Annotated in this window: 18 protein-coding genes; 4 read left to right on the forward strand and 14 right to left on the reverse strand. The window is 72.0% G+C overall.

All coding sequences use genetic code 11. The features are described from left to right. Positions 1 to 135: 135 nt before the first annotated feature. From AC4BGB_RS03120 to AC4BGB_RS03130, 3 genes are read right to left on the reverse strand one after another with little or no spacing between them, the layout of a single operon-like run. Positions 136 to 1,287 (reverse strand): FUSC family protein, encoded by a 1,152-nt coding sequence (locus AC4BGB_RS03120; RefSeq protein WP_490544628.1) that lies wholly within the window; start codon positions 1,285 to 1,287, stop codon positions 136 to 138. Beyond that, complete coding sequence (locus AC4BGB_RS03125; protein ID WP_490544629.1) at positions 1,265 to 2,791, reverse strand: aldehyde dehydrogenase family protein; 1,527 nt, start codon at positions 2,789 to 2,791, stop codon at positions 1,265 to 1,267. The genes AC4BGB_RS03120 and AC4BGB_RS03125 overlap by 23 nt, the downstream gene beginning before the upstream one ends. Beyond that, positions 2,788 to 4,383 (reverse strand): GMC family oxidoreductase, encoded by a 1,596-nt coding sequence (locus tag AC4BGB_RS03130; RefSeq protein WP_490544631.1) that lies wholly within the window; start codon positions 4,381 to 4,383, stop codon positions 2,788 to 2,790. Before AC4BGB_RS03130 ends, AC4BGB_RS03125 begins: the two co-directional genes overlap by 4 nt. Positions 4,384 to 4,562: 179 nt before the next feature. On the opposite strand from AC4BGB_RS03130, the gene AC4BGB_RS03135 reads away from it, so the two are divergent. Next, the gene (locus tag AC4BGB_RS03135) at positions 4,563 to 5,969 is read left to right on the forward strand and encodes a WS/DGAT/MGAT family O-acyltransferase (RefSeq protein WP_490544632.1); all 1,407 of its coding nucleotides are present in this window, start codon (positions 4,563 to 4,565) and stop codon (positions 5,967 to 5,969) included. Between the two features lie 18 nt (positions 5,970 to 5,987). On the opposite strand, the gene AC4BGB_RS03140 is transcribed toward AC4BGB_RS03135, so the two are convergent. From AC4BGB_RS03140 to AC4BGB_RS03160, 5 genes are all read right to left on the reverse strand, one after another. Then, positions 5,988 to 6,290 carry a helix-turn-helix domain-containing protein gene (locus tag AC4BGB_RS03140; RefSeq protein ID WP_490546775.1) on the reverse strand — a complete coding sequence of 101 codons (303 nt, stop codon included), beginning with the start codon at positions 6,288 to 6,290 and terminating at the stop codon, positions 5,988 to 5,990. 102 nt (positions 6,291 to 6,392) lie between these two features. Further along, complete coding sequence (locus tag AC4BGB_RS03145; RefSeq protein WP_490546776.1) at positions 6,393 to 7,040, reverse strand: response regulator transcription factor; 648 nt, start codon at positions 7,038 to 7,040, stop codon at positions 6,393 to 6,395. A gap of 71 nt (positions 7,041 to 7,111) precedes the next feature. Next, positions 7,112 to 7,639, reverse strand: coding sequence for a flavin reductase family protein (locus AC4BGB_RS03150; RefSeq protein WP_490544634.1), 528 nt, complete (start codon positions 7,637 to 7,639; stop codon positions 7,112 to 7,114). After that, positions 7,636 to 8,796, reverse strand: a complete 1,161-nt coding sequence (gene macS / locus AC4BGB_RS03155; protein WP_490544636.1) for a MacS family sensor histidine kinase — start codon at positions 8,794 to 8,796, stop codon at positions 7,636 to 7,638. The genes AC4BGB_RS03150 and macS overlap by 4 nt, the downstream gene beginning before the upstream one ends. Positions 8,797 to 8,800: 4 nt before the next feature. Next, positions 8,801 to 9,547 (reverse strand): lysophospholipid acyltransferase family protein, encoded by a 747-nt coding sequence (locus AC4BGB_RS03160; RefSeq protein WP_490546777.1) that lies wholly within the window; start codon positions 9,545 to 9,547, stop codon positions 8,801 to 8,803. Between the two features lie 271 nt (positions 9,548 to 9,818). Here AC4BGB_RS03160 and AC4BGB_RS03165 point away from each other — a divergent pair, with 271 nt between their 5' ends. Together AC4BGB_RS03165 and AC4BGB_RS03170 are read left to right on the forward strand one after the other, a co-directional pair. After that, complete coding sequence (locus AC4BGB_RS03165; RefSeq protein WP_490544637.1) at positions 9,819 to 10,586, forward strand: alpha/beta hydrolase; 768 nt, start codon at positions 9,819 to 9,821, stop codon at positions 10,584 to 10,586. A 13-nt stretch (positions 10,587 to 10,599) separates the two neighbouring features. Then, entirely contained in the window at positions 10,600 to 11,067 is a 468-nt protein-coding gene (locus AC4BGB_RS03170; protein WP_490544638.1) for a hypothetical protein, read from the forward strand. Positions 11,068 to 11,084: 17 nt separating this feature from the next. Here AC4BGB_RS03170 and AC4BGB_RS03175 read toward each other — a convergent pair whose 3' ends face one another. Genes AC4BGB_RS03175 through AC4BGB_RS03200 form a run of 6 tightly spaced genes read right to left on the reverse strand, consistent with a single transcriptional unit; the run spans position 11,085 to position 16,577 of the window. Further along, on the reverse strand, positions 11,085 to 12,080 hold the full coding sequence (locus AC4BGB_RS03175; RefSeq protein WP_490544640.1) for an ROK family protein: 996 nt from the start codon (positions 12,078 to 12,080) through the stop codon (positions 11,085 to 11,087). Next, a complete protein-coding gene (locus AC4BGB_RS03180; RefSeq protein WP_490544642.1) occupies positions 12,077 to 13,549 on the reverse strand; it encodes a hypothetical protein in 1,473 nt (490 codons plus the stop codon). The genes AC4BGB_RS03175 and AC4BGB_RS03180 overlap by 4 nt, the downstream gene beginning before the upstream one ends. Further along, complete coding sequence (locus tag AC4BGB_RS03185) at positions 13,546 to 14,490, reverse strand: ROK family glucokinase (RefSeq protein WP_490544644.1); 945 nt, start codon at positions 14,488 to 14,490, stop codon at positions 13,546 to 13,548. The genes AC4BGB_RS03180 and AC4BGB_RS03185 overlap by 4 nt, the downstream gene beginning before the upstream one ends. Further along, positions 14,487 to 14,954, reverse strand: coding sequence for a hypothetical protein (locus AC4BGB_RS03190; RefSeq protein WP_490544646.1), 468 nt, complete (start codon positions 14,952 to 14,954; stop codon positions 14,487 to 14,489). Before AC4BGB_RS03190 ends, AC4BGB_RS03185 begins: the two co-directional genes overlap by 4 nt. Beyond that, entirely contained in the window at positions 14,951 to 16,138 is a 1,188-nt protein-coding gene (locus AC4BGB_RS03195; protein WP_490544647.1) for an ArsA family ATPase, read from the reverse strand. The genes AC4BGB_RS03190 and AC4BGB_RS03195 overlap by 4 nt, the downstream gene beginning before the upstream one ends. A gap of 1 nt (position 16,139) precedes the next feature. Next, a complete protein-coding gene (locus AC4BGB_RS03200; RefSeq protein WP_490544648.1) occupies positions 16,140 to 16,577 on the reverse strand; it encodes an SRPBCC family protein in 438 nt (145 codons plus the stop codon). A gap of 203 nt (positions 16,578 to 16,780) precedes the next feature. Between AC4BGB_RS03200 and AC4BGB_RS03205 the strand changes: the two genes are divergently transcribed. Beyond that, positions 16,781 to 18,583, forward strand: coding sequence for an AMP-dependent synthetase/ligase (locus tag AC4BGB_RS03205; protein ID WP_490544649.1), 1,803 nt, complete (start codon positions 16,781 to 16,783; stop codon positions 18,581 to 18,583). Positions 18,584 to 18,752: the final 169 nt, after the last annotated feature.

The raw sequence follows: 18,752 nt of genomic DNA on the forward strand, positions 1-18,752 counted from the left end.
GGCCACAACTGCCCGCTCGGGGTGCCACCGCGGAACGTTTCTGCCCGCTCGGCGCGCTGGAGGGGAACGTTTCTGCCCGCTCGGGGTGCCACCGCGGAACGTTCCTGCCCGCTCGGCGTGCTGGAGGGAAAGGGGTCAGACGCTCATCGGGGGGATCATGTCGGTGGCGGTGAGGGGGTCGACGCCGGTGACGGCGAGGAGGTCGGCGATCAGGGAGCGGACCTGGGCCAGGACCACCTCGGCGGAGAGGACGTGGGAGCGCTGGGCGTCGGTGGTGGCTCGGGCCAGCTCGATCAGGCGCCCGCGTACGGCGGTGGCCGCCCGGCCTGCTGCCAGCTCGTCGGCTACGGCGTCGGTGCACGCGGCCAGCTCGTCGAGCAGCGTGGCGTACGCCGGCGGGATCGCCTGGCGCTGGTAGGAGGCCACCGCCACGCGCCGGACCAGCACCCGGGTGTTGCGCAGCGCGAAGTCCAGCGGCTCCACGAGCTCGGCCATGGCCTGCACCCGCCCACGATGGCGGCGCCGGAACGGTGAGGAGCGCACCACCGAGAGCCCCTCGTTGGCCGCGGCGCGGAGCTCGACGACGAGGTCCTCGGTGGCGCGGGCGTCCCGCAGCACCTGCAGGGCGCGCTCCACGTCGCCGTCGAGGATGCTCCGGGCGGCGGCGCGCAACAGCAGCGAGACCCGCCGGACCACGACCGCCGCCTGCTCACGCGGTCGTCTCAACGGCGCCCGGGGCACCACCGCGGCGGCGACCAGGGCGACCCCGCCGCCGATGAGGGCGTCCGTCCACCGGATGAAGGCGCCGCCCGCCGACGGCACCAGGGTGCTCACCACGATGGCCTGGACGGCCGCCTGGTTCACGAACAAGACTCCCTGCCCGAGCAGCAGGGCCATGGTCATCGCCAGGGCGACGATCAGCGCCATCTGCCACCCTCCCGAGCCGAGGAAGTGCGTCAGCGCGTCACCGACGAACACCCCGATCGCCACCCCCACGGTCACCTCGGCCACCCGCCGGAGCCGCTGGCCGTAGGAGGTGCCGAGGCTGATCACCGCGGCGATCGGGGCGAAGAACGGCGTCGGGTGCCCCAACACATCGCTGGCCAGGGTCCAGGCCACTCCCGCCGCGATGGCGCACTGCGCGATCTGGAAGGACTTGGCGCTGACCCGTTCCCACCGCGCGCGCAGGGAGGTTCGGCTGCGGCTCACCGCCAGCTCGAGGCGCGGGACGACGACCGGCCTGCGCGCGATCTCCTCTCCGGCGCTACTTCCGGAGCGTGGATCCACGGCCGTGCAGGAGGGTGAGGACCTGGGCCAGCTGGTTGTCGGCCTTGTCGGTGCGGGCGAAGCTGGTCAGCGTGAGGAGCGGCTTGAACCGCTGCCTGGCGATCGACTTGGCATAGGTGAACTCCCGGAGCCCGTCGTGCCCGTGGATCCGGCCGAAGCCCGAGTCGCCCACCCCGCCGAACGGCAGCGAGGGGATGGCCGCGTAGGTGATCATGCCGTTCACCGCGGTCATGCCCGACCGGATCCTCCGGGCGAGCTCCATCCCCCGCGCCTTGGAGAACACCGTCGAGCCCAGCCCGTAGCGGGTCCCGTTGGCCCTCTCGACCGCCTCGTCCATGTCCCTGACCCGAGTGACCGTGACCGTGGGCCCGAACGTCTCCTCCTGCACGGCCAGCGCGTCCTCGGGGACGTCGACCAGCACGGTCGGCTGCACGAAGCGCTCCCCGACGGTGCCGGGACCGCCCAGCAGCGCCCGGCCGCCCCGGTCCAGCGCGTCCTGGATGTGCGACGCGATGATGCGGCCCTGGCCCGGCATGGTCATCGGCCCGATCTTCGCCTCGGGCGCGTCCTCGGCCTTCAGGTCACGGGCCAGGTCCAGCAGCAGGGAGAGGAACTCGTCGTAGACCCGGTCGTGGACGTAGACGCGCTCCACCCCGATGCAGGTCTGGCCGGCGTTGCTGGCCGCCCCCCACAGGGTGGCCTCGGCTGCGGCGTCGAGGTCGGCGTCCTCGTCGACCAGTACGGCGTCCTTGCCGCCCGCCTCGATCACCACCGGGGTGAGCGTCTCGGCGCACGTGGCCATCACGACCTTGCCGGTCTCGGTGGACCCGGTGAACGCCACCTTGTCCACCCCGGAGCGGCACAGGGCGGCTCCGGTCTCGCCGAGGCCGGTCACGACCTGGAAGACCGAGTGCTCGGGGACGACCTCACCGAAGGCGGCGGCGAGCCAGTAGCCCACGCCGGGAGTGAGCTCGCTCGGCTTGAACACCACGGCGTTGCCCGCCGCCAGCGCGTAGGCGATGGAGCCCATCGGCGTGAACACCGGGTAGTTCCACGGGCCGATCACCCCGACCACGCCCAGTGGCAGGTACTCGACCGTGGCCGCCTGGTTGGTCATCAGCAGTCCCGAGGGCACCTTGTGCCGGCCGAGCACCTTGCGCGCGTTCTTCGCCGCCCACGCCACGTGGTCCAGCGCCAGGGCGACCTCGAGGGTGGCGTCGCTGTGCGGCTTCCCGGTCTCCTGGTGCACCACGTCGGCCAGCTGGGCGATGCGCCGCGTCATCACCCCGGCCCACGCGGTGAGCCGCTCGGCACGCTCGTCGAAGGTGAGCGATGACCACCACTCGGCGCCGTCGCGGGCTCGTCGTACGACGGCCCCGACGTCCTCGGGCGTGTGGATCGGCCAGGTGCCGACCACGTCGCCGGTGATCGGGCTCAGCGAGTCGAAGGTGTCCCGGGACGCGGGGGTCTCGGAGCCGGTCGGAACCTCTACGTCAGCGGTCATCGTGCGCTCCTGATCAGGTCGGCGGCCTTCTCGGCCACCATCACGGTGGGTGCGTTGGTGTTGCCTCGTGGCACGGCCGGCATCACCGAGGCGTCCACGACGCGCAACCCCTCCACGCCGCGGACCCGCAGCTCGGGGTCGACCACGGCGTCCTCGCCGCTGCCCATCGAGCAGGTCGCGACGGGGTGGTAGAGCGTCTGGGTGTACTGACGGATGTGCTCGACGAGCTCGTCGTCGCTCGGGTTCTCCGAGAGCTCCCACGGTGACGCGAGGTACGCCGCCACCGGACCCTGCCCGCAGATCTCCCACACCCGCTTCATCCCGGCCAGCATCGCGTCGAGGTCGGCGCCGTCGTCGTAGTAGGCGGCATCGATCTCGGGGTGCCACGCCGGGTCCGCGGACCGGAGCCGCAACGAGCCCCGGCTGCGCACCGAGACGAGCGTGGGCGCGGCGGTGAACATCCGGCGGGTCGGCTCGCGCAGGCCGTTGTCGTAGAACCCGGCCGGGGCCACGTGGTACTGCATGTCGGGGGCCGGCAGGTCCTCGCGCGTCCTGATGAACCCGCCGCCCTCGCCCACGTTGGAGGTCAGTGGACCGGTGCCGCGGACCTTCCAGCGCAACAGGTTGGGCACGGTGGAGAACTCCACGAGATCGGTGGTGTCGCGGGTGTACCAGATCATCGGGACCGCGGGGTGGTCCTGGAGCCGCTGGCCGACCCCGGCCAGGTCCGCGACCACGTCGACGCCGTGCTCACGCAGGTGCGCCGCCGGGCCGATGCCGGAGAGCATCAGCAGCTGCGGGCTGTTCACCGCGCCCCCGCACAGGAGCACCTCCCGCTCGGCCCTCGCGGTGATCTCCCTGCCGGCGATCCGGTAGGTCACCCCGGTGGCGCGCTCCCCCTCCACCTCGATGCGGGTGACGAACGCACCCGTCTCCACGTCGAGGTTCTCCCGCTTGCGGGCCGGCTTCAGGTAGGCCTCGTCGACCGACCAGCGCCGACCGTTGCGGCAGGTGACCTGGTAGAGCCCGGCGCCCTCCTGCTCGGCGCCGTTGAAGTCGTCGTTGCGCTTGAGGCCCGCGCTGACCGCGCTCTCCACCCACGAGGTGGTCAGCTCGTGGGTGTAGCGGCGGTCCTCGACGTGCAGGGGCCCGTCCTGGCCGTGGTACTCCCCGCCGAGCCGGGTGTTGCCCTCGGCCTTCTTGAAGTACGGGAGGACGTCGTCGTACCCCCAGCCGGTGGCGCCGTACTCGTCACGCCAGGCGTCGTAGTCGGCGGCGTTGCCCCGGATGTAGATCATCGCGTTCATCGAGGAACATCCCCCGAGCGCCTTCATCCGCGGCCAGTAGGCCCGCCGGTTGTGCAGCTGCTTCTGCTCGGTGGTGTCGTAGTTCCAGTCCCACTTGGTCTTGAACAGCTGCGGGAAGGCGGCCGGGACGGAGACCTCGTCCCCGACTGCCTCGGGTCCTGCCTCCAGCAGCAGCACGGTGACGCCGGGATCCTCGCTCAGTCGTGCCGCCAGCACCGCGCCGGCGCTGCCGGCTCCCACGATGACGTAGTCATGCGCACCGGATGCACTGCTGGGTCGCGACATGAGGGACCTCCACCTCGTCGACATCACTGTCGCCGAACCTATACCCGCAAAGCCGAGGCTCACCCGGGTCGAGCGCGCCGATCGCTCCCGGGACGCTGGCCGAGAAGCAGGGTGGCCAATCGCGGGCAAAGCAGCGAGGATCGGCTGGTCCCGGGACCGGGCCACAGAGAGGTGGACACGTGGTTTCTCCGATCGATCCGACGTCAGCGGCATTCCTGTTCGCGGAGAACCGGCAGATGCCGATGCACGTGGGCGGCCTCCAGCTCTTCGAGAAGCCGGCGGACGCCCCGCGCGACTACGTTCGCAAGCTCTACGAGCAGATGTCGGAGACCAGCGAGATCGCCCCGCTGTTCCGCAAGCGCCCCACGCGCGGCATCGGCACCGCGGGCCAGTGGGTGTGGACCCAGGACGAGCAGTTCGACCTCGAGTACCACTTCCGGCACAGTGCGCTGCCCAAGCCCGGACGGGTGCGCGAGCTGCTCGAGCTCTGCTCCCGGCTGCACGGCACCCGGCTGGCCCGCGAGCGGCCGCTGTGGGAGGCACACCTGATCGAGGGCCTGCGCGACGGCCGCGTGGCGCTCTACACCAAGCTCCACCACTCCCTGGTCGACGGCATCGCCGCCATGCGCCTGATGGGCAGCGTGATGAGCACGGACCCGGACGAGCGCGGGATGCCTCCGATGTGGGCCGACCGCCCCAGCTCGCGCTCGGCGAAGGTCCGCGACGAGGCCGAGAACAGCCTGGCCCAGGTCCCGCTCGAGGCGATGCGTACGGCGCTCGGCATCACCGCCGACGCCGCCGGGATGCCCGCCGCACTGATCAAGACGCTCAAGCACGGGCTGCGCAACGAGACCTCCGCGCTCTCGCTGCACGCGCCCCGCACGATGTTCAACACCACGATCACCGGCTCCCGGCGGTTCGCAGCCCAGGGCTGGCCGATCGAGCGGCTGCGCGCCGTCGGATCAGCCAGCGGGACCACGCTCAACGACGTCGTGCTGGCGATGTGCTCCGGCGCAATCCGGTCCTACCTCATCGAGCACGAGGCGCTGCCCGACCTGCCCCTGGTCTCGATGGTGCCGGTGGCCCTGGACGCCAAGCGTGCCGGCAAGGGCGAGGGCGAGGGCGGCAACGCCGTCGGCGCGGTGATGGTCCAACTCGGCACCGACCTCGACGACCCCGCGAACCGGCTGTCCTCGATCCACAAGTCGATGCAGACCGGCAAGCAGGCCCTGGGCTCGATGAGCCAGCTCCAGATCATGGCGATGAGCGCGCTGGGGATGGCCCCGTCGATCATCACCCCGATGCTGCGGATGCACGGGATAGTCCGACCGCCGTTCAACCTGATCATCAGCAACGTGCCCGGACCGAAGAAGACGATGTACCTCAACGGCGCCAAGATGACCGGCACCTACCCGCTGTCCATCCCGATCAACGGGATGGCGCTGAACATCACCTGCAACAGCTACGCCGACGACATGGACTTCGGGCTCACCGGCTGCCGGCGCAGCGTGCCGCACCTGCAGCGGCTGCTCACCCACCTCGACGACGAGCTGGGCGCGCTCGAGAAGGCCGCCGGGGTCAGCTGAGCAGGGGCTGGCCGCGAATCAGGCGGCGGAGGCCACCACGTCGCCGGGCAGGGTCGGGACCTGGACCACCTCGAGCGCGAGCTCCTGGCGCTCGATGTGCTCGCTGACCTCGCGGAGCACGCCGGACAGCGGCATGTCGAGGGCCTCGCACAGCGCGGCGAGCAGCTCGGAGGAGGCCTCCTTCTGCCCACGTTCGATCTCGGAGATGTAGCCGAGACTCACCCGGGCCGAGGAGGACAGCTCGCGCAGGGTCATCCCCTGACGCATCCGCTCGGCTCGCAGCACTTCACCGAGCGATGCGCGGAACAGCAGCGTTCCCAGACCCATGTGGTGCTCCTTATCGTCTTCTGTGCCTTCACAACGCTACCGAACCCGTCGTTCTTCCCTGCAGGTGCGTCCCGCCGCCCGCGTGTCAGCGTCGCTTCACCGGTCGTCGTCGACCTCGTCGAGACCCTGCTCGATCGCGTAGCGGACCAGCTGGACCCGGTTGTGCAGCTGCAGCTTGCGCAGCGTGTTCTGCACGTGGTTCTGCACGGTGCGGTGGGAGAGGAACAGGCGCTCGGCGATCTGCTTGTAGGACAGCCCCTTGGCCACCAGCCGCAGCACCTCGGTCTCGCGCTCGGTCAGGCGGGGCGTGTCGTCACGGTCGGTCACGGAGGAGTCGGAGAGACGACGGTACTCCCCCAGCACCAGCCCCGCGAGACCCGAGGTGAACACGGTGTCACCGACCGCGACCCGGCGTACGGCGTCGACCAGCTCGGTGCGCGAGGCCGACTTCACCAGGTAGCCGGTCGCGCCTGCCTTGACCGCCTCCAGCACGTCGTGCTGCTCGCCGCTCGCGGAGAGGATCAGGACGCGCACCGCAGGGTTCTGCCGCACCACCTCGGCGGTGACGGCTACCCCGTTCGGCTCGGGGATCTGCAGGTCGAGCACGACCACGTCGGGACGGGCCGCCGGGAACCGGCTGATCGCACCGCGGCCGTCCGCTGCCGTCGCCACCACGTCGAACCCGGCCTCGGTGAGGTCGCGGGCAACGCCCTCACGCCACATGGGGTGGTCGTCGACCACCATCACCCGCAGCTTGTCCTCCACGGCCCGCACCCTAGACGACCGGACCGACACCAGGAGGCCGACCGCGAGGATCAGTGGGGCGCCCGCGGCTCCGGAGGCTGCAGGTAGCGCCCGCGCCGGTGCTCCAGCGCGTGCTCGTCCTCGCCCACGACGACCTCGACCACCCGGGCGACGACCAGGGCGGACCACCCCACGGCCTGCAGCTCCTCCACCTCGACGGTGGCGAAGCTCGGCGCGGTGACCAGTCGCGGACCGTGGTCGGTCTGGTCCCACTCCCCCACGGTGAACTGGCCGCCGGGGGCCGGCATCTGGCCGGCGAACACCTCGGCGAGGTCGCGGTGCTCCCACCGCAGCAGGTGCACCACCCCGCGCCCGGTGCGCTCGAGGACGTCGCGCAGGTCGCTGTCGGGGTCGACCAGGGCGAGCAGCCGGCCGGGCTCACCGCCCGCCACCATCACCGAGGACACCGTCAGGCCGGCCCGCGGGACGCCCTCGTTGCCCCCGCTGGTCCACAGGGTCACCGCCCCGCCGAGGCGGCCGCGGAACCGGCGTACGGCGTCGGAGGGGTCCAGGAACGGGTGCTCGTCGTGGATCGTCATCGGCTCGACCTCGCCCGGACGCCGCGCGGGACCTCGAGCTCCCACTCGGTGCCGGTGCCCGGACCGGAGCGAACGGTGGCGGTGCCGCCCAGGTCCTCGATCCGCCCGACGATGGACTGCCGTACCCCGAGCCGGCCCTCGTCGACCGCCGCCTCCAGCCGGCCCTCGGGGATGCCGGGCCCGTCGTCGCGCACCGAGACCACCCACCGGTCCTCGAGCTCCTCGAGCAGCACCCAGGCCGGGGCGTCCGGGCCGACGTGGTGCCGCACGTTGCTCAGGCAGGACTGCACCGCGGCCAGCACCTCGTGGGCCGTGGCGGCAGGCAGGGTCGCCGGCGTGCCCGGCAGCGCCACCTGCACCTGCGGCGTCTGCAGCCCGGCCAGCAGCTGCGCCAGGTCGAGGTCGCCCGCCGGTGCCAGCAGGTCGCGCGAGTCCTGCTGGACCAGTGCCCGCAGCCTGGCCTCCTGCTCGCCGGCGAGCTGCCCCAGCTCGACCCCGCCGGGGCCCAGCTCGGGCGCCCGCCGCTGGACCAGCGCCAGCGCCTGGAGTGCCCCGTCGTGGACCACCCGGCTCAGCCGCTGTCGCTCGGCCGCTGCTGCTGCCGCCCGCTCGGCACGGTCACGCTGGGCGGCCATCTCCTGCAGCAGCCCGGACAGGAAGCCCACGATCGCGCCGCCGAGGACCAGCAGGAAGATGTTGCCGTAGGCCTTCTGGGTGAGGTCGTCGCGGATGCTGAGGTCGGCCACGACGATCACAGCGGCGGCCACCAGGCCACCGGCATAGCGCCACAGGACCGCCCAGGCCAGCACCACGCCCATCACCCAGAAGCCCGGGAGGGTCGCGTTGAGCCCCTCGCCCTTCACGTACGGCGAGACCGCGATCGCCGCGACCGCCACCGCGAGGTCGGCGACCAGCAGCCACGGGCGGCGGCGCGAGACGCTCCCGTAGGCCCACACGGCGAAGCCGGTCCACGCCGCCAGCGCGCCCATCACCACGAAGCCGGCGACCGGGTGGTCGTAGCCCTCGTGGCGCCACAGGTAGATGCCCAGCGAGTTCAGCAGTACGACGATCCGCAGTACCGCGAGGGCGCGGAACATCGTGTCCTGCACCGGGCCGTGGGGCTCGACGCCCAGGGCCGGCTGCGTGGCGGCGGCCACGGGATCAGGAGGCCTTCGCGTCCGGGCCGGGCTCGGTCCGGGTCCCGTTCTCCTTCTCGGCCTGCTTGTCGGCCTGCTTGCGCTCCTCCTTGGCGACGGCGGCGTACTTGTCGACGTACTCCTGGCCGGAGAGGCGCATGATCTCGTACATGATCTCGTCGGTGATCGAGCGCAGGATGTAGCGGTCGTTCTCCATGCCCTCGTAGCGGCTGAAGTCGAGCGGCTTGCCGAAGTGCACCACCGGGCGGGTGACCCGGCCGAACTTCTTCCCAGGGGGCGCCACGACGTCGGTCCCCACGACGGCGATCGGGATGACGGGCACCCCGGTCTCGAGCGCGAGCCGCGCCACACCGGTCTTGCCGCGGTAGAGCTTGCCGTCGTGCGACCGGGTGCCCTCGGGGTAGATGCCGAAGAGCTCCCCGTCCTCGAGGATCTTCTTCGCCGCCGAGAGCGCACCCTCGGCCGCGTTGCCGCTGGTCCGGTCGATCGGGACCTGCCCGGCCCCGGAGAAGAACAGCTTCTGGAACCAGCCCTTGATGCCGGGAGCGTTGAAGTACTCCGCCTTGGCCACGAACGTGACCTTGCGCGGCACCGTCATCGGCATGAACAGCCAGTCCGCGTAGGAGAGGTGGTTGCTGGCCAGGATCGCCGGGCCCTCCTCGGGGACGTTCTCGGCGCCGGAGACGCGGGGACGGAACACCACCCGCAGGAGCGGACCGATGGCGATCCACTTCAAGAACCAGTAGAACAAGCTGGCCACCTCCCTCTCCGCACCCATCGAACCCTAGGGCACGCGGAGCCATCCCACCGACTGGCTCGGGCAGCGTCTCCCCGCGGCGACCGTCCGGCGACCGGTCCGCAACCCGCGCCGCGACCAGCACGTGGCCGTGATCGCGACGTCCACCGCGACCTCACCGGGCAGCGACCCGGGTCCGGGTCACTAGTGTGGCGGGGCGCCGCGTGACACGATTGCCGTGCCCCCTCCTCCCGTACCCCTCTCGCCCTCAGCCTGGAGTCCCCCCGTGACCGTGCACCCTCTCGCCGAGCCGTTCCACTCGCCCGGCGACGCGTCCTCACCGCGCGGACGCGTCGGGGTGCTGCTCAGCCACGGATTCACCGGCTCGCCGGCGTCGATGAGGGACTGGGCCGAGCACTTGGCCGGTCTCGGGTACGCCGTGTCGGTGCCCCTGCTCCCCGGCCACGGCACCACCTGGCAGGAGGCGAACACCACCACCTGGGCCGACTGGTACGGCGAGGTGGTGAGCGCCTTCGAGAAGCTCGCCATCGACGTGGACCGGGTCTTCGTCTGCGGCCTGTCCATGGGTGGCGGGCTGGCCCTGCGGCTCGCCGCGGACCACCCCGACCGGGTCTCCGGGCTGGTGCTGGTCAACCCCGCGGTGGCGAGCGACCGCAAGGACGTCAAGCTGCTGCCGCTGCTCAAGCACGTGATCCCCTCCCTGCCCGGGATCGCCAACGACATCAAGAAGCCCGGCGTCGAGGAGCACGGCTACGTGCGGACCCCGCTCCGGGCGGCCGCGGCGATGTTCGCGGGATTCACGGCGCTCCGCGCCGACCTGTCCAGGATCACCTGCCCGGTGCTGCTGTTCCGCTCCGCCGAGGACCACGTCGTCGACCCGTCCTCCGCCCGGCTGATCCTGGCCGGGGTGTCCTCGAGCGACACCCGCGAGGAGATCCTCGAGAACAGCTACCACGTCGCCACGCTCGACAACGACGCCGAGCGCATCTTCGAAGGGTCCGCGGCGTTCATCGAGCGGGTCTGCGGCGACTGAGCGGGCTGCACCGATGCCACCACCCACGGAGCCCGAGGAGGAGCCGACAGCCGGCGACCTCCCCGACAAGGCGTCCGCCGAGGACCTGCTGTGGCAGTCCATCGTGGACAACTACGGTGACCGTCCCCAGCTCGACGAGCCGGAGACCGGCGTACCGCCGCCCGCTCGCGACCTCGCCCCTGCCGCGTCCCGCTCCGAGGAGCGCCCCGAGCCCGAGGAGCTGCGACCCCCGGACCCCGAAGACCACTTCGTGCCGCCGGAGCCGCCCCCGCTCCCCAAGCCGCCGCCGGCCCGGCTGCTCGCCTGGCTCGGCCTGTTCGGCGTCCCGGCCTTCGTGCTGCTGGCCCTCGTGGCCCGGATCGACCTTCCCGGGTGGGCCGGCCTGATGCTGATGCTCTGGTTCGTGGGCGGCTTCGTCTTCCTGGTGGTCTCCATGGGACCCGACACCGGCCGCGACCACGACGACGGAGCCAGACTCTGAGCTGACCGCTGACCGGCTCAGCGGCGCCGGGTCCGGCCCCGGGCGACGCGTGAGGGGGCGCGACCGCGCCTGCCCACGCGACTGGGGCGGGTGGCGACGCGGGCGAGGTCTGCTGCGCCGACCACCCCGGCCATCGGGCCTAGCACGGCTCGAACCACGCGGGGCAGGTCCCGGTGGCCGGCCCCGACGATGCTGTCCCCCAGCGCCTGCCTGGCCGGGGCCAGCAGCAGGTCGCCGCCGGCGATGACGCCGCCGCCGACCACGACCAGCGGCGGGTCGAGCGCGGCCACGAGGTTCGCGAGCCCGACTCCGAGCCAGCGCCCCACCTCGGCGTACGCCGCCATCGCCACCGGGTCCCCCTCGTGGGCCGCCGTGGTCAGCGCCGGGCCGGAGAGACTCGAACCGTGGTCGGCCGCGGCGCGGGCCAGCGCCCGTCCAGAGCAGTACTGCTCCCAGCACCCCCGGCGCCCGCACTCGCACGGCCGGCCGTCCGGGACCACCTGCATGTGGCCGTACTCCCCCGCCATGCCGTTCACGCCCCGCACCAGCCGTCCGTTGACGACCAGGGACCCGCCGATGCCGGTGCCCAACGTCACCATCACCGCGTCGGGTGACTCCTGGGCCGCCCCGAAGCGGGCCTCGGCCCAGAGCGCGGCCGACGCGTCGTTGTCGACCAGCACCCGACCGAGGGCACGGTGGCCCAGGCGCTTGCCGAGGCGCTCGGCCAGGGGCTCGTCGCGCCAGGGCAGGTGCGGCGCGAACCGCACCCGCTCGCCGTCGCGGGCCACGAAGCCGGCGGCCGCGACCCCGACCGTGAGCCGCCCGTGCTGGGCGATCAGCCGCTGCACCACCTCGACGAGGGCGTCCTCGACCTCCTGCACGGTGGCGTTGTCGATACCGGAACCGGGTCCGGGCGTGGAGGTCGCCTCGGTGTCCAGCACCCGCCCGAAGGTGTCCACGACTGCGGCCAGCACCTTGGTGCCGCCGATGTCGACCCCGATCGAGAGGCTCATCGGGTCCACCCCGGCCCGGCCTGCAGCATCACCACGTCGCGCGAGGTGTGCAGCACCTCCCACCCCTCGAGGCGCAGCGCGTAGGCCAGCCTGCTCTTCGTCGGGAGCAGCGCCACCTCCACCTCGCTCTCGCGCAGGGTGCGGTCCCAGCCGCGGTCCAGCTCGGCCAGGTCGAGCTGTCGTTGCAGGTGCTTGTCCGTGTACGCGTCGGAGTAGCCGTCGATCACCGGGTTCAGCTCGGGGTGGCGCCACATCAGGTAGCCGCCCATCACGTCGGCGGTCTGCACCGAGGTGCCGGCCGGGAGCCGGTCCAGTGCCGGGTTGAGCCATCCGGGCACCGAGGCCGGCCGGTCCGCGGTCACCGGCACCAGCGCGGTGATCAGGGCGACCGCACCCAGGGCGAGCGCGGCCACGACCGTGCGCTCGCGTCCCGGGGCCGGCCGGGACTGCCCGATCACCGACTGCAGCGCCGCGGCGACGAAGGGCACGGCCATCATCGCGGCGAGGGGGACCGTGCGCACCGCGTAGGCGCTCCACCCGGCGGCCAGGACGAGCAGGAACACCGAGACCGCGTCGGGCCGGCGCTCCTGGCGCCCGAGCAGCCAGATCACCAGGGTCAGGCAGATCATCGCCGCGACGACCGCCGCCTGGCGCATGTGGAAGTCGGTCGCCGCCCACTCCGCGTGGAACTTCGCGCGCCCTCCGACCAGGAGGACCGCGGAGTAGAGCCGGGGGCCGGCCGGGGTGAGGGCGGCCACGACCAGGCTCAGGGCGGGTACAGCGAGCAGCCGCACCAGCACCGGCCGCAGCTCACGGAGTCGGGGCCGCTGGTCGACCACGATGCCGAGCACCGCGACCACCCCGATCAGGGCGCCGACCGGCCACATGCCGTGCAGCATCGCCCAGACCCAGGTCACCGGCACCAGCCACCAGCGCGGCCGCAGGTCCTGGGCGGTCCGCAGCCAGGCGTGGGTGACCAGCAGGACCAGCAGGTAGCTGACCACCTGGGGACGCGGCGTGAGGTTGTTGCTCGTGGCCAGCACGACCAGCAGGGTCACGACCGTGGCGGGCAGCGGGTCGGCGTACCGCCTGGCGACGAGGAAGACCGCCACCACGGTGGCGATCACGACGACGCCGCTGAGCCAGGCGACCCCGGCCAGGCCGAATGCCGACTCGGTCAGCGCCATCAGCACCTGGCTCGCCCACTGGGTCGGCACCCAGTCGCGCTGGCCGAAGCTGGACACGTGCCCCGGGCTCCACGGCGACCAGTTGGTGAGGAACTCGTGGCCGTAGCGCAGGTGGAAGAACGTGTCCGGGTTGGAGATCGGCGCCGTGACGATCCGGACCGTGGCCAGCAGCAGCCCAGCGAGGAGGGCGTAGGGCATCCAGGTGATCAGCCGCGTCACCGGGGAGCTGCCGGCGGCGGAGGGCTCGGGAGCCACCTCCGGCGGCGTGACCGACGTGGTCACCGACGTCGCGCCAGGTCCGCCACACCGACCATCCCGCCGGCGTTGCCGAGCTCGGCGGCGCGCACCTCGAGCAGCGGCCGGTACCGGGCAGCGGTGACGTGCTCCAGGAAGCTGGCGCGGATCGGCTCCAGCAGGAGCTCGCCGGCCTCGCTGACCCCGCCCCCGATCACCACGACGTTGGGGTCGAGGACGGCGGTGAGGGTCGCCACCCCCTGCCCGATCCAGTCGCCGAGCTCGGCCAGGCGCTCCAGCGCGAACCGGTCGCCCTCGCGGGCGGCCTCGGTGACCATCGGGCCGGTGATCTTCGCCGGATCGCCCCCGGAGCGGGCGAGGATGCCGCCGGCCTGCTCCGGCATCTCCGCGGCGTGCTCACGGGTCATCCGGACCAGCGCTCTCCCGGATCCGTAGGACTCCAGGCAGCCGAGGTTGCCGCAGCCGCACAGGACGCCTCCCGGGACCATCTGGATGTGGCCGACCTCGCCACCGATCCCGAACCCGCCGCGCAGGAGCTCGCCGTCGATCACCACGCCCCCACCGACGCCGGTGCCGATGGTCAGCATCAGCAGGTCCTCGACGTCCTCGCCGGCGCCGAAGTTGAACTCGCCCCAGGCGGCGGCGTTGGCGTCGTTCTCCACGACGACAGGCAGCCCGAGGCGCTCCTGCAACCGCGCCTGGAGCGGCTCGTCGCGCCAGGCGAGGTTGGGGGCGAAGATCACGGTGGAACGACGGCTGTCCACGAAGCCGGCGGCGCACACGCCGACGGCCTCGACCTCCTCGGAACCGACCAGGGAGGCGACCAGCTCGCCGATGGTCTCCACGATCTTCCCCGGGTCCGTGGCGGGCGAGACCCGCACGTCGCGGGCGATCAGCTTCCCGTCCTCGTCCACGAGGCCTGCGGCGATCTTCGTGCCGCCCACGTCGACGCCGACGGCGACGCTCACCGGTCCTCGTCCCAGTCCGCGTCGGAGTCGAGGTCGATCTTCTCGACCGGGGCGGAGGACTGACGGGTGTCGGTGTGCGTGGCGAGGAGCCCGGCCGCAGCGTGCACCAGCGAGCTCGCGGCCGCGGACAGGTGCGTGCGCACCTCGGGGCTGGTACGCCGGACCGCGTGGATCACCTGGCACACGGGGCAGTAGCGGCAGTCCTCGCCGCCGGTGGCCACGTGCTCGTTCACGTCCTCCACCGCCCGGGCGAACGCGCCTGCGAGGCCGGTGGCGTTGTCCACGTGCTCGGCGCCCTGGTCGCGGGCCCAGTCGGAGAGCACCCCGAACAGCTTCGCCGCCTCGTCGGCGACGCTGCCCACGGCCTCGTCGCCGCCCGGCTGGTGGTCACCGGGCTGGTGGCCGGAGTCGGAATCTCCGCCGTCGGGGCGGCCGGCGTTCCTGTCCTCGTCTGCGTCGCTCACGACTGCTCCTCCTGCTCGAACCGGAACCGTACCTGCAGCGACCCCTGCTCCACGCGAGCCGCGGACACGGTGTGCCGCCGCAGCGCCGCCGGGAGCGTCAGCAGCCGGCGGTAGGAGCCCACGGTCACCACGAGCTCGTCGCCGTGCCGGGCGAGGTCGACGTCCTCCTTCTGCGCGAATGGGAGGGCGATGCGCAGCACGGCGCCGCCGGGCGAGCGGGTGATCGTCATCGGTCCCTCCCCCTTCGGCACCGCGAGCGGGTCCGCGCCGGCGTACGCCGCCTCCGCGAGGCTCGCGAGCGCATCGGTGCCCACCGGCTCCCCCGGGCGGTAGTCGGAGGTCCAGATCGGGAGGTCGGCGAACGACTGCCGCACCTCCGCGAGCACCTTGCGTTGGGCCTCGACCCAGCCCTGCCGCCAGGGGTCGCCCTCGTCGTCGGGGAACACCCGGTTGGCGATCACGCCGTCCACCCGGTAGCCGTAGAGCGACAGCGTGGTCAGCGAGCGCCGCGCCTCGGCGACCACGACGGACTCGGGCGTCAGCACCAGCCGGATGCTGGAGCCGTCCTCGCCCAGGATCTGCTGCACCTGCTCGAGGTCGCGATGCAGCCGCTCGACCGCCTCGAAGACGGAGTCCTCGGGCATCGGGACCCCCGCGGCCCGGGTGAGCACCGGCCGCAGGGCCCGGACGACGCGGCGCTGCACCCCGAAGAGCCGGTTCATGTACCAGCCGAGCGCCTCGGGCAGCGCGAGCAGGCGCAGCGTCTCCGCGGTGGGTGCGCAGTCCACGATGATCACGTCCCAGGCGTCGCTGATCGCGTGGTTGCGCAGCTCCAGCAGGGCGAGGACCTCCTCGGCGCCGGGGATGACGGTGAGCTCCTCGGCGGTGATGGAGTCGACCCCGGCGGCGTCGAGCACCGAGACCAGGTAGCCCTGGATCTCCCCCCACGACCGCTCGAAGCGCCGCTGCACGTCCACCTGCTGGACCCACAGCCGCGGCTCGATCTCGACGGGCTCCGAGCCGGCCACCTCGACCCCGAACGCGTCGCCGAGGGAGTGGGCCGCGTCCGTGGACAGGATCAGCGTGCGCTGCCCTCCCCGGGCGGCGAGGGTCGCGGTTCCGGCGGCACTGGTCGTCTTCCCGACGCCCCCCTTGCCGGTGAACAAGACGATGCGGACGCTCACCTCAGGCCAGCGACTCGACTCGCCTCTTCAAGCCCTTCAGCGCGGTGTCGATGATGACCTTCTCGGCCTTGCGGCGCAGCAGGCCGATCATCGGGATGCTGAGCTCGACGGCGAGCCGGTAGGTGACCTCGGTGCCCGGGCCGCTGGAGCGGAGCTCGTAGGCACCCTCCATCGCCTTGAGCATCTTGCCCTCGACCAGGTTCCAGCGCACCGAGGTGTCGCCCTGCCAGTCGTATCCCAGGGTGTAGGAGTCCTTGATCGGTGCGGCCTCGAGGTCGAAGTGCACCTTGCGGGCACGACCGTCGGCGCCCTGCTCCACGACCTCGGCCTTCTTCATCCCCTGGGCCCATTCCGGGTACGCCGGGAAGTCCGCGATGACCTCCATCACCTGCGCCTGGGGCGCGTCGATGACGATGCTGGAGGTGGTCTGCTCGGCCATGGTTCCGGTCCTGACGTCGACAGCTGCTGAAGGCGCATCTCGCACGCGTCGGGCCCCGATCCAGGCCCGGCTGCACAAGGTTAACGGACCCTCTCGGTCCGGGGCCGCCACTCCTGCGGCTCGGGAACGCTCCGGGCGCGAGTAACGTGCTCCTGCGATGCAGCACCCCGGAAGACCGGTGCTGCGCTGAAGAGAGGTGCAACTTGCGCGAGTACTCCACTGCCTTGCAGGTCGAGGTCCCGTCGACCGGCAACCTGACCGACGACGTCGTCACCAACGGCACCGAGCACGGCGACGCGATCGTCTTCTCCCGGCGTCACGAGGGCGGCTGGAGTGACGTCACCGCAGCGGAGTTCCTCAGCGACGTGCGCTCGGTGGCCAAGGGACTGGTCGCGGCCGGGATCGAGCCCGGCGACCGGGTGGCACTGATCTCCCGGACCCGCTACGAGTGGACCCTGATCGACTACGCGATCTGGTTCGCAGGTGCCGCCACCGTGCCGGTCTACGAGACCTCAAGCGCCTCCCAGGTGGAGTGGATCCTCAGCGACTCCGGCGCCCGGGCCGTGCTCACCGAGACCCAGGAGCACAGCTCGCGGGTCCAGTCGGTGCGCGGTGAGCTGCCCGAGCTCCACCACATGTGGTCGATCGACGGGAACGGTCTCGGTGTGCTGCGCACGCTGGGCGAGGACGTGTCCGACGAGGAGCTGGAGGGGCGGCGTACCGGCAGCGGGCCCGACGACCTGGCGACCCTGCTCTACACCTCCGGGACCACCGGCCGCCCGAAGGGCTGCATCCTCACCCACGGCAACTTCATGTTCGAGCTGGGCGTGGCCGTCGACGAGCTCGACCAGCTGTTCACCCCCGGCGAGGGCGACGAGCCCCCCTCGACCCTGCTGTTCCTGCCGCTGGCGCACGTGTTCGCGCGGATCATCCAGATCGGCTGCGTCAAGGCGCGCGTGCGGATGGGGCACTCCTCGGACATCAAGAACCTGCTCGACGACTTCGCCGCGTTCCGGCCCACGTTCATCCTCGGGGTGCCGCGGGTCTTCGAGAAGGTGTTCAACACCGCCTCCCAGCGTGCCGTGGCCGACGGGCGCGGCAAGATCTTCGGCCGCGCCGCCGACGTCGCCATCGCCTGGTCGCGCGGCCTGGAGTCCGGCAAGACCCCGCTGGCCGTGCGCGCCCAGCACAAGGTCTTCGACCGTCTCGTCTACGGCAAGCTGCGCACCGCCCTGGGCGGGAAGTGCACCTACGCCGTCTCCGGCGGCGCCCCCCTCGGGGAGCGACTGGGTCACTTCTACCGCGGCATCGGGGTCAACGTCCTCGAGGGCTACGGACTGACCGAGACCACCGCCGCCGTGACCGTCAACCTCCCGGAGGCGCAGAAGGTCGGCACCGTGGGCCGCCCCCTGCAGGGGACCAGCGTGCGGGTCGCGGACGACGGCGAGCTGCTGTTCCGCGGTGGCCAGGTGTTCGCCGGCTACTGGCACAACGAGGAGGCCACCGCCGAGGCCAAGAACGCCAACGGCTGGTTCCACACCGGCGACGTCGGCGAGATCGACGACGAGGGATTCGTCCGGATCACCGGCCGCAAGAAGGAGATCCTGGTCACGGCCGGCGGCAAGAACGTGGCGCCGGCGGTGCTGGAGGACCGGCTCCGGGCCCACTACCTCGTGGACCAGTGCATCGTGGTCGGCGACGGGCAGCCTTTCATCGCGGCCCTGGTCACGATCGACCCCGAGGTGCTGCCCGGCTGGGCCGAGCAGCACGGCAAGCCTGCGGACATCGCCCGCCTCATCGACGACCCCGAGCTGCGTGCCGAGATCGAGGAGGCCGTCGAGGAGGCGAACAAGGCCGTGTCCAAGGCCGAGTCGATCCGCCGGTTCGCGATCGTGCCGAGCCTGTGGACCGAGGAGGGCGGACACCTCACCCCGAGCATGAAGCTCAAGCGCGCCATGGTGATGCGCGAGCACAGCGAGGACGTGGACGCGCTCTACGGCGGCTGACCCTGACCCCGCTGGGGGGACATTTCGGGCGACTGGTCCTACTGAGTATCGGATTTCGCGTACAAAACGGACTCCGGTGCGGCAACCTGTCCCTGTCGTGGACGCATGTCGGCCACGACACCAACGGGAGCCGCCGTGGACCGGCAACGCTCCTGCCCCCCACGGACTA

The sequence above is a fragment of the Nocardioides sp. Z30_9 genome (genome assembly GCF_058215735.1).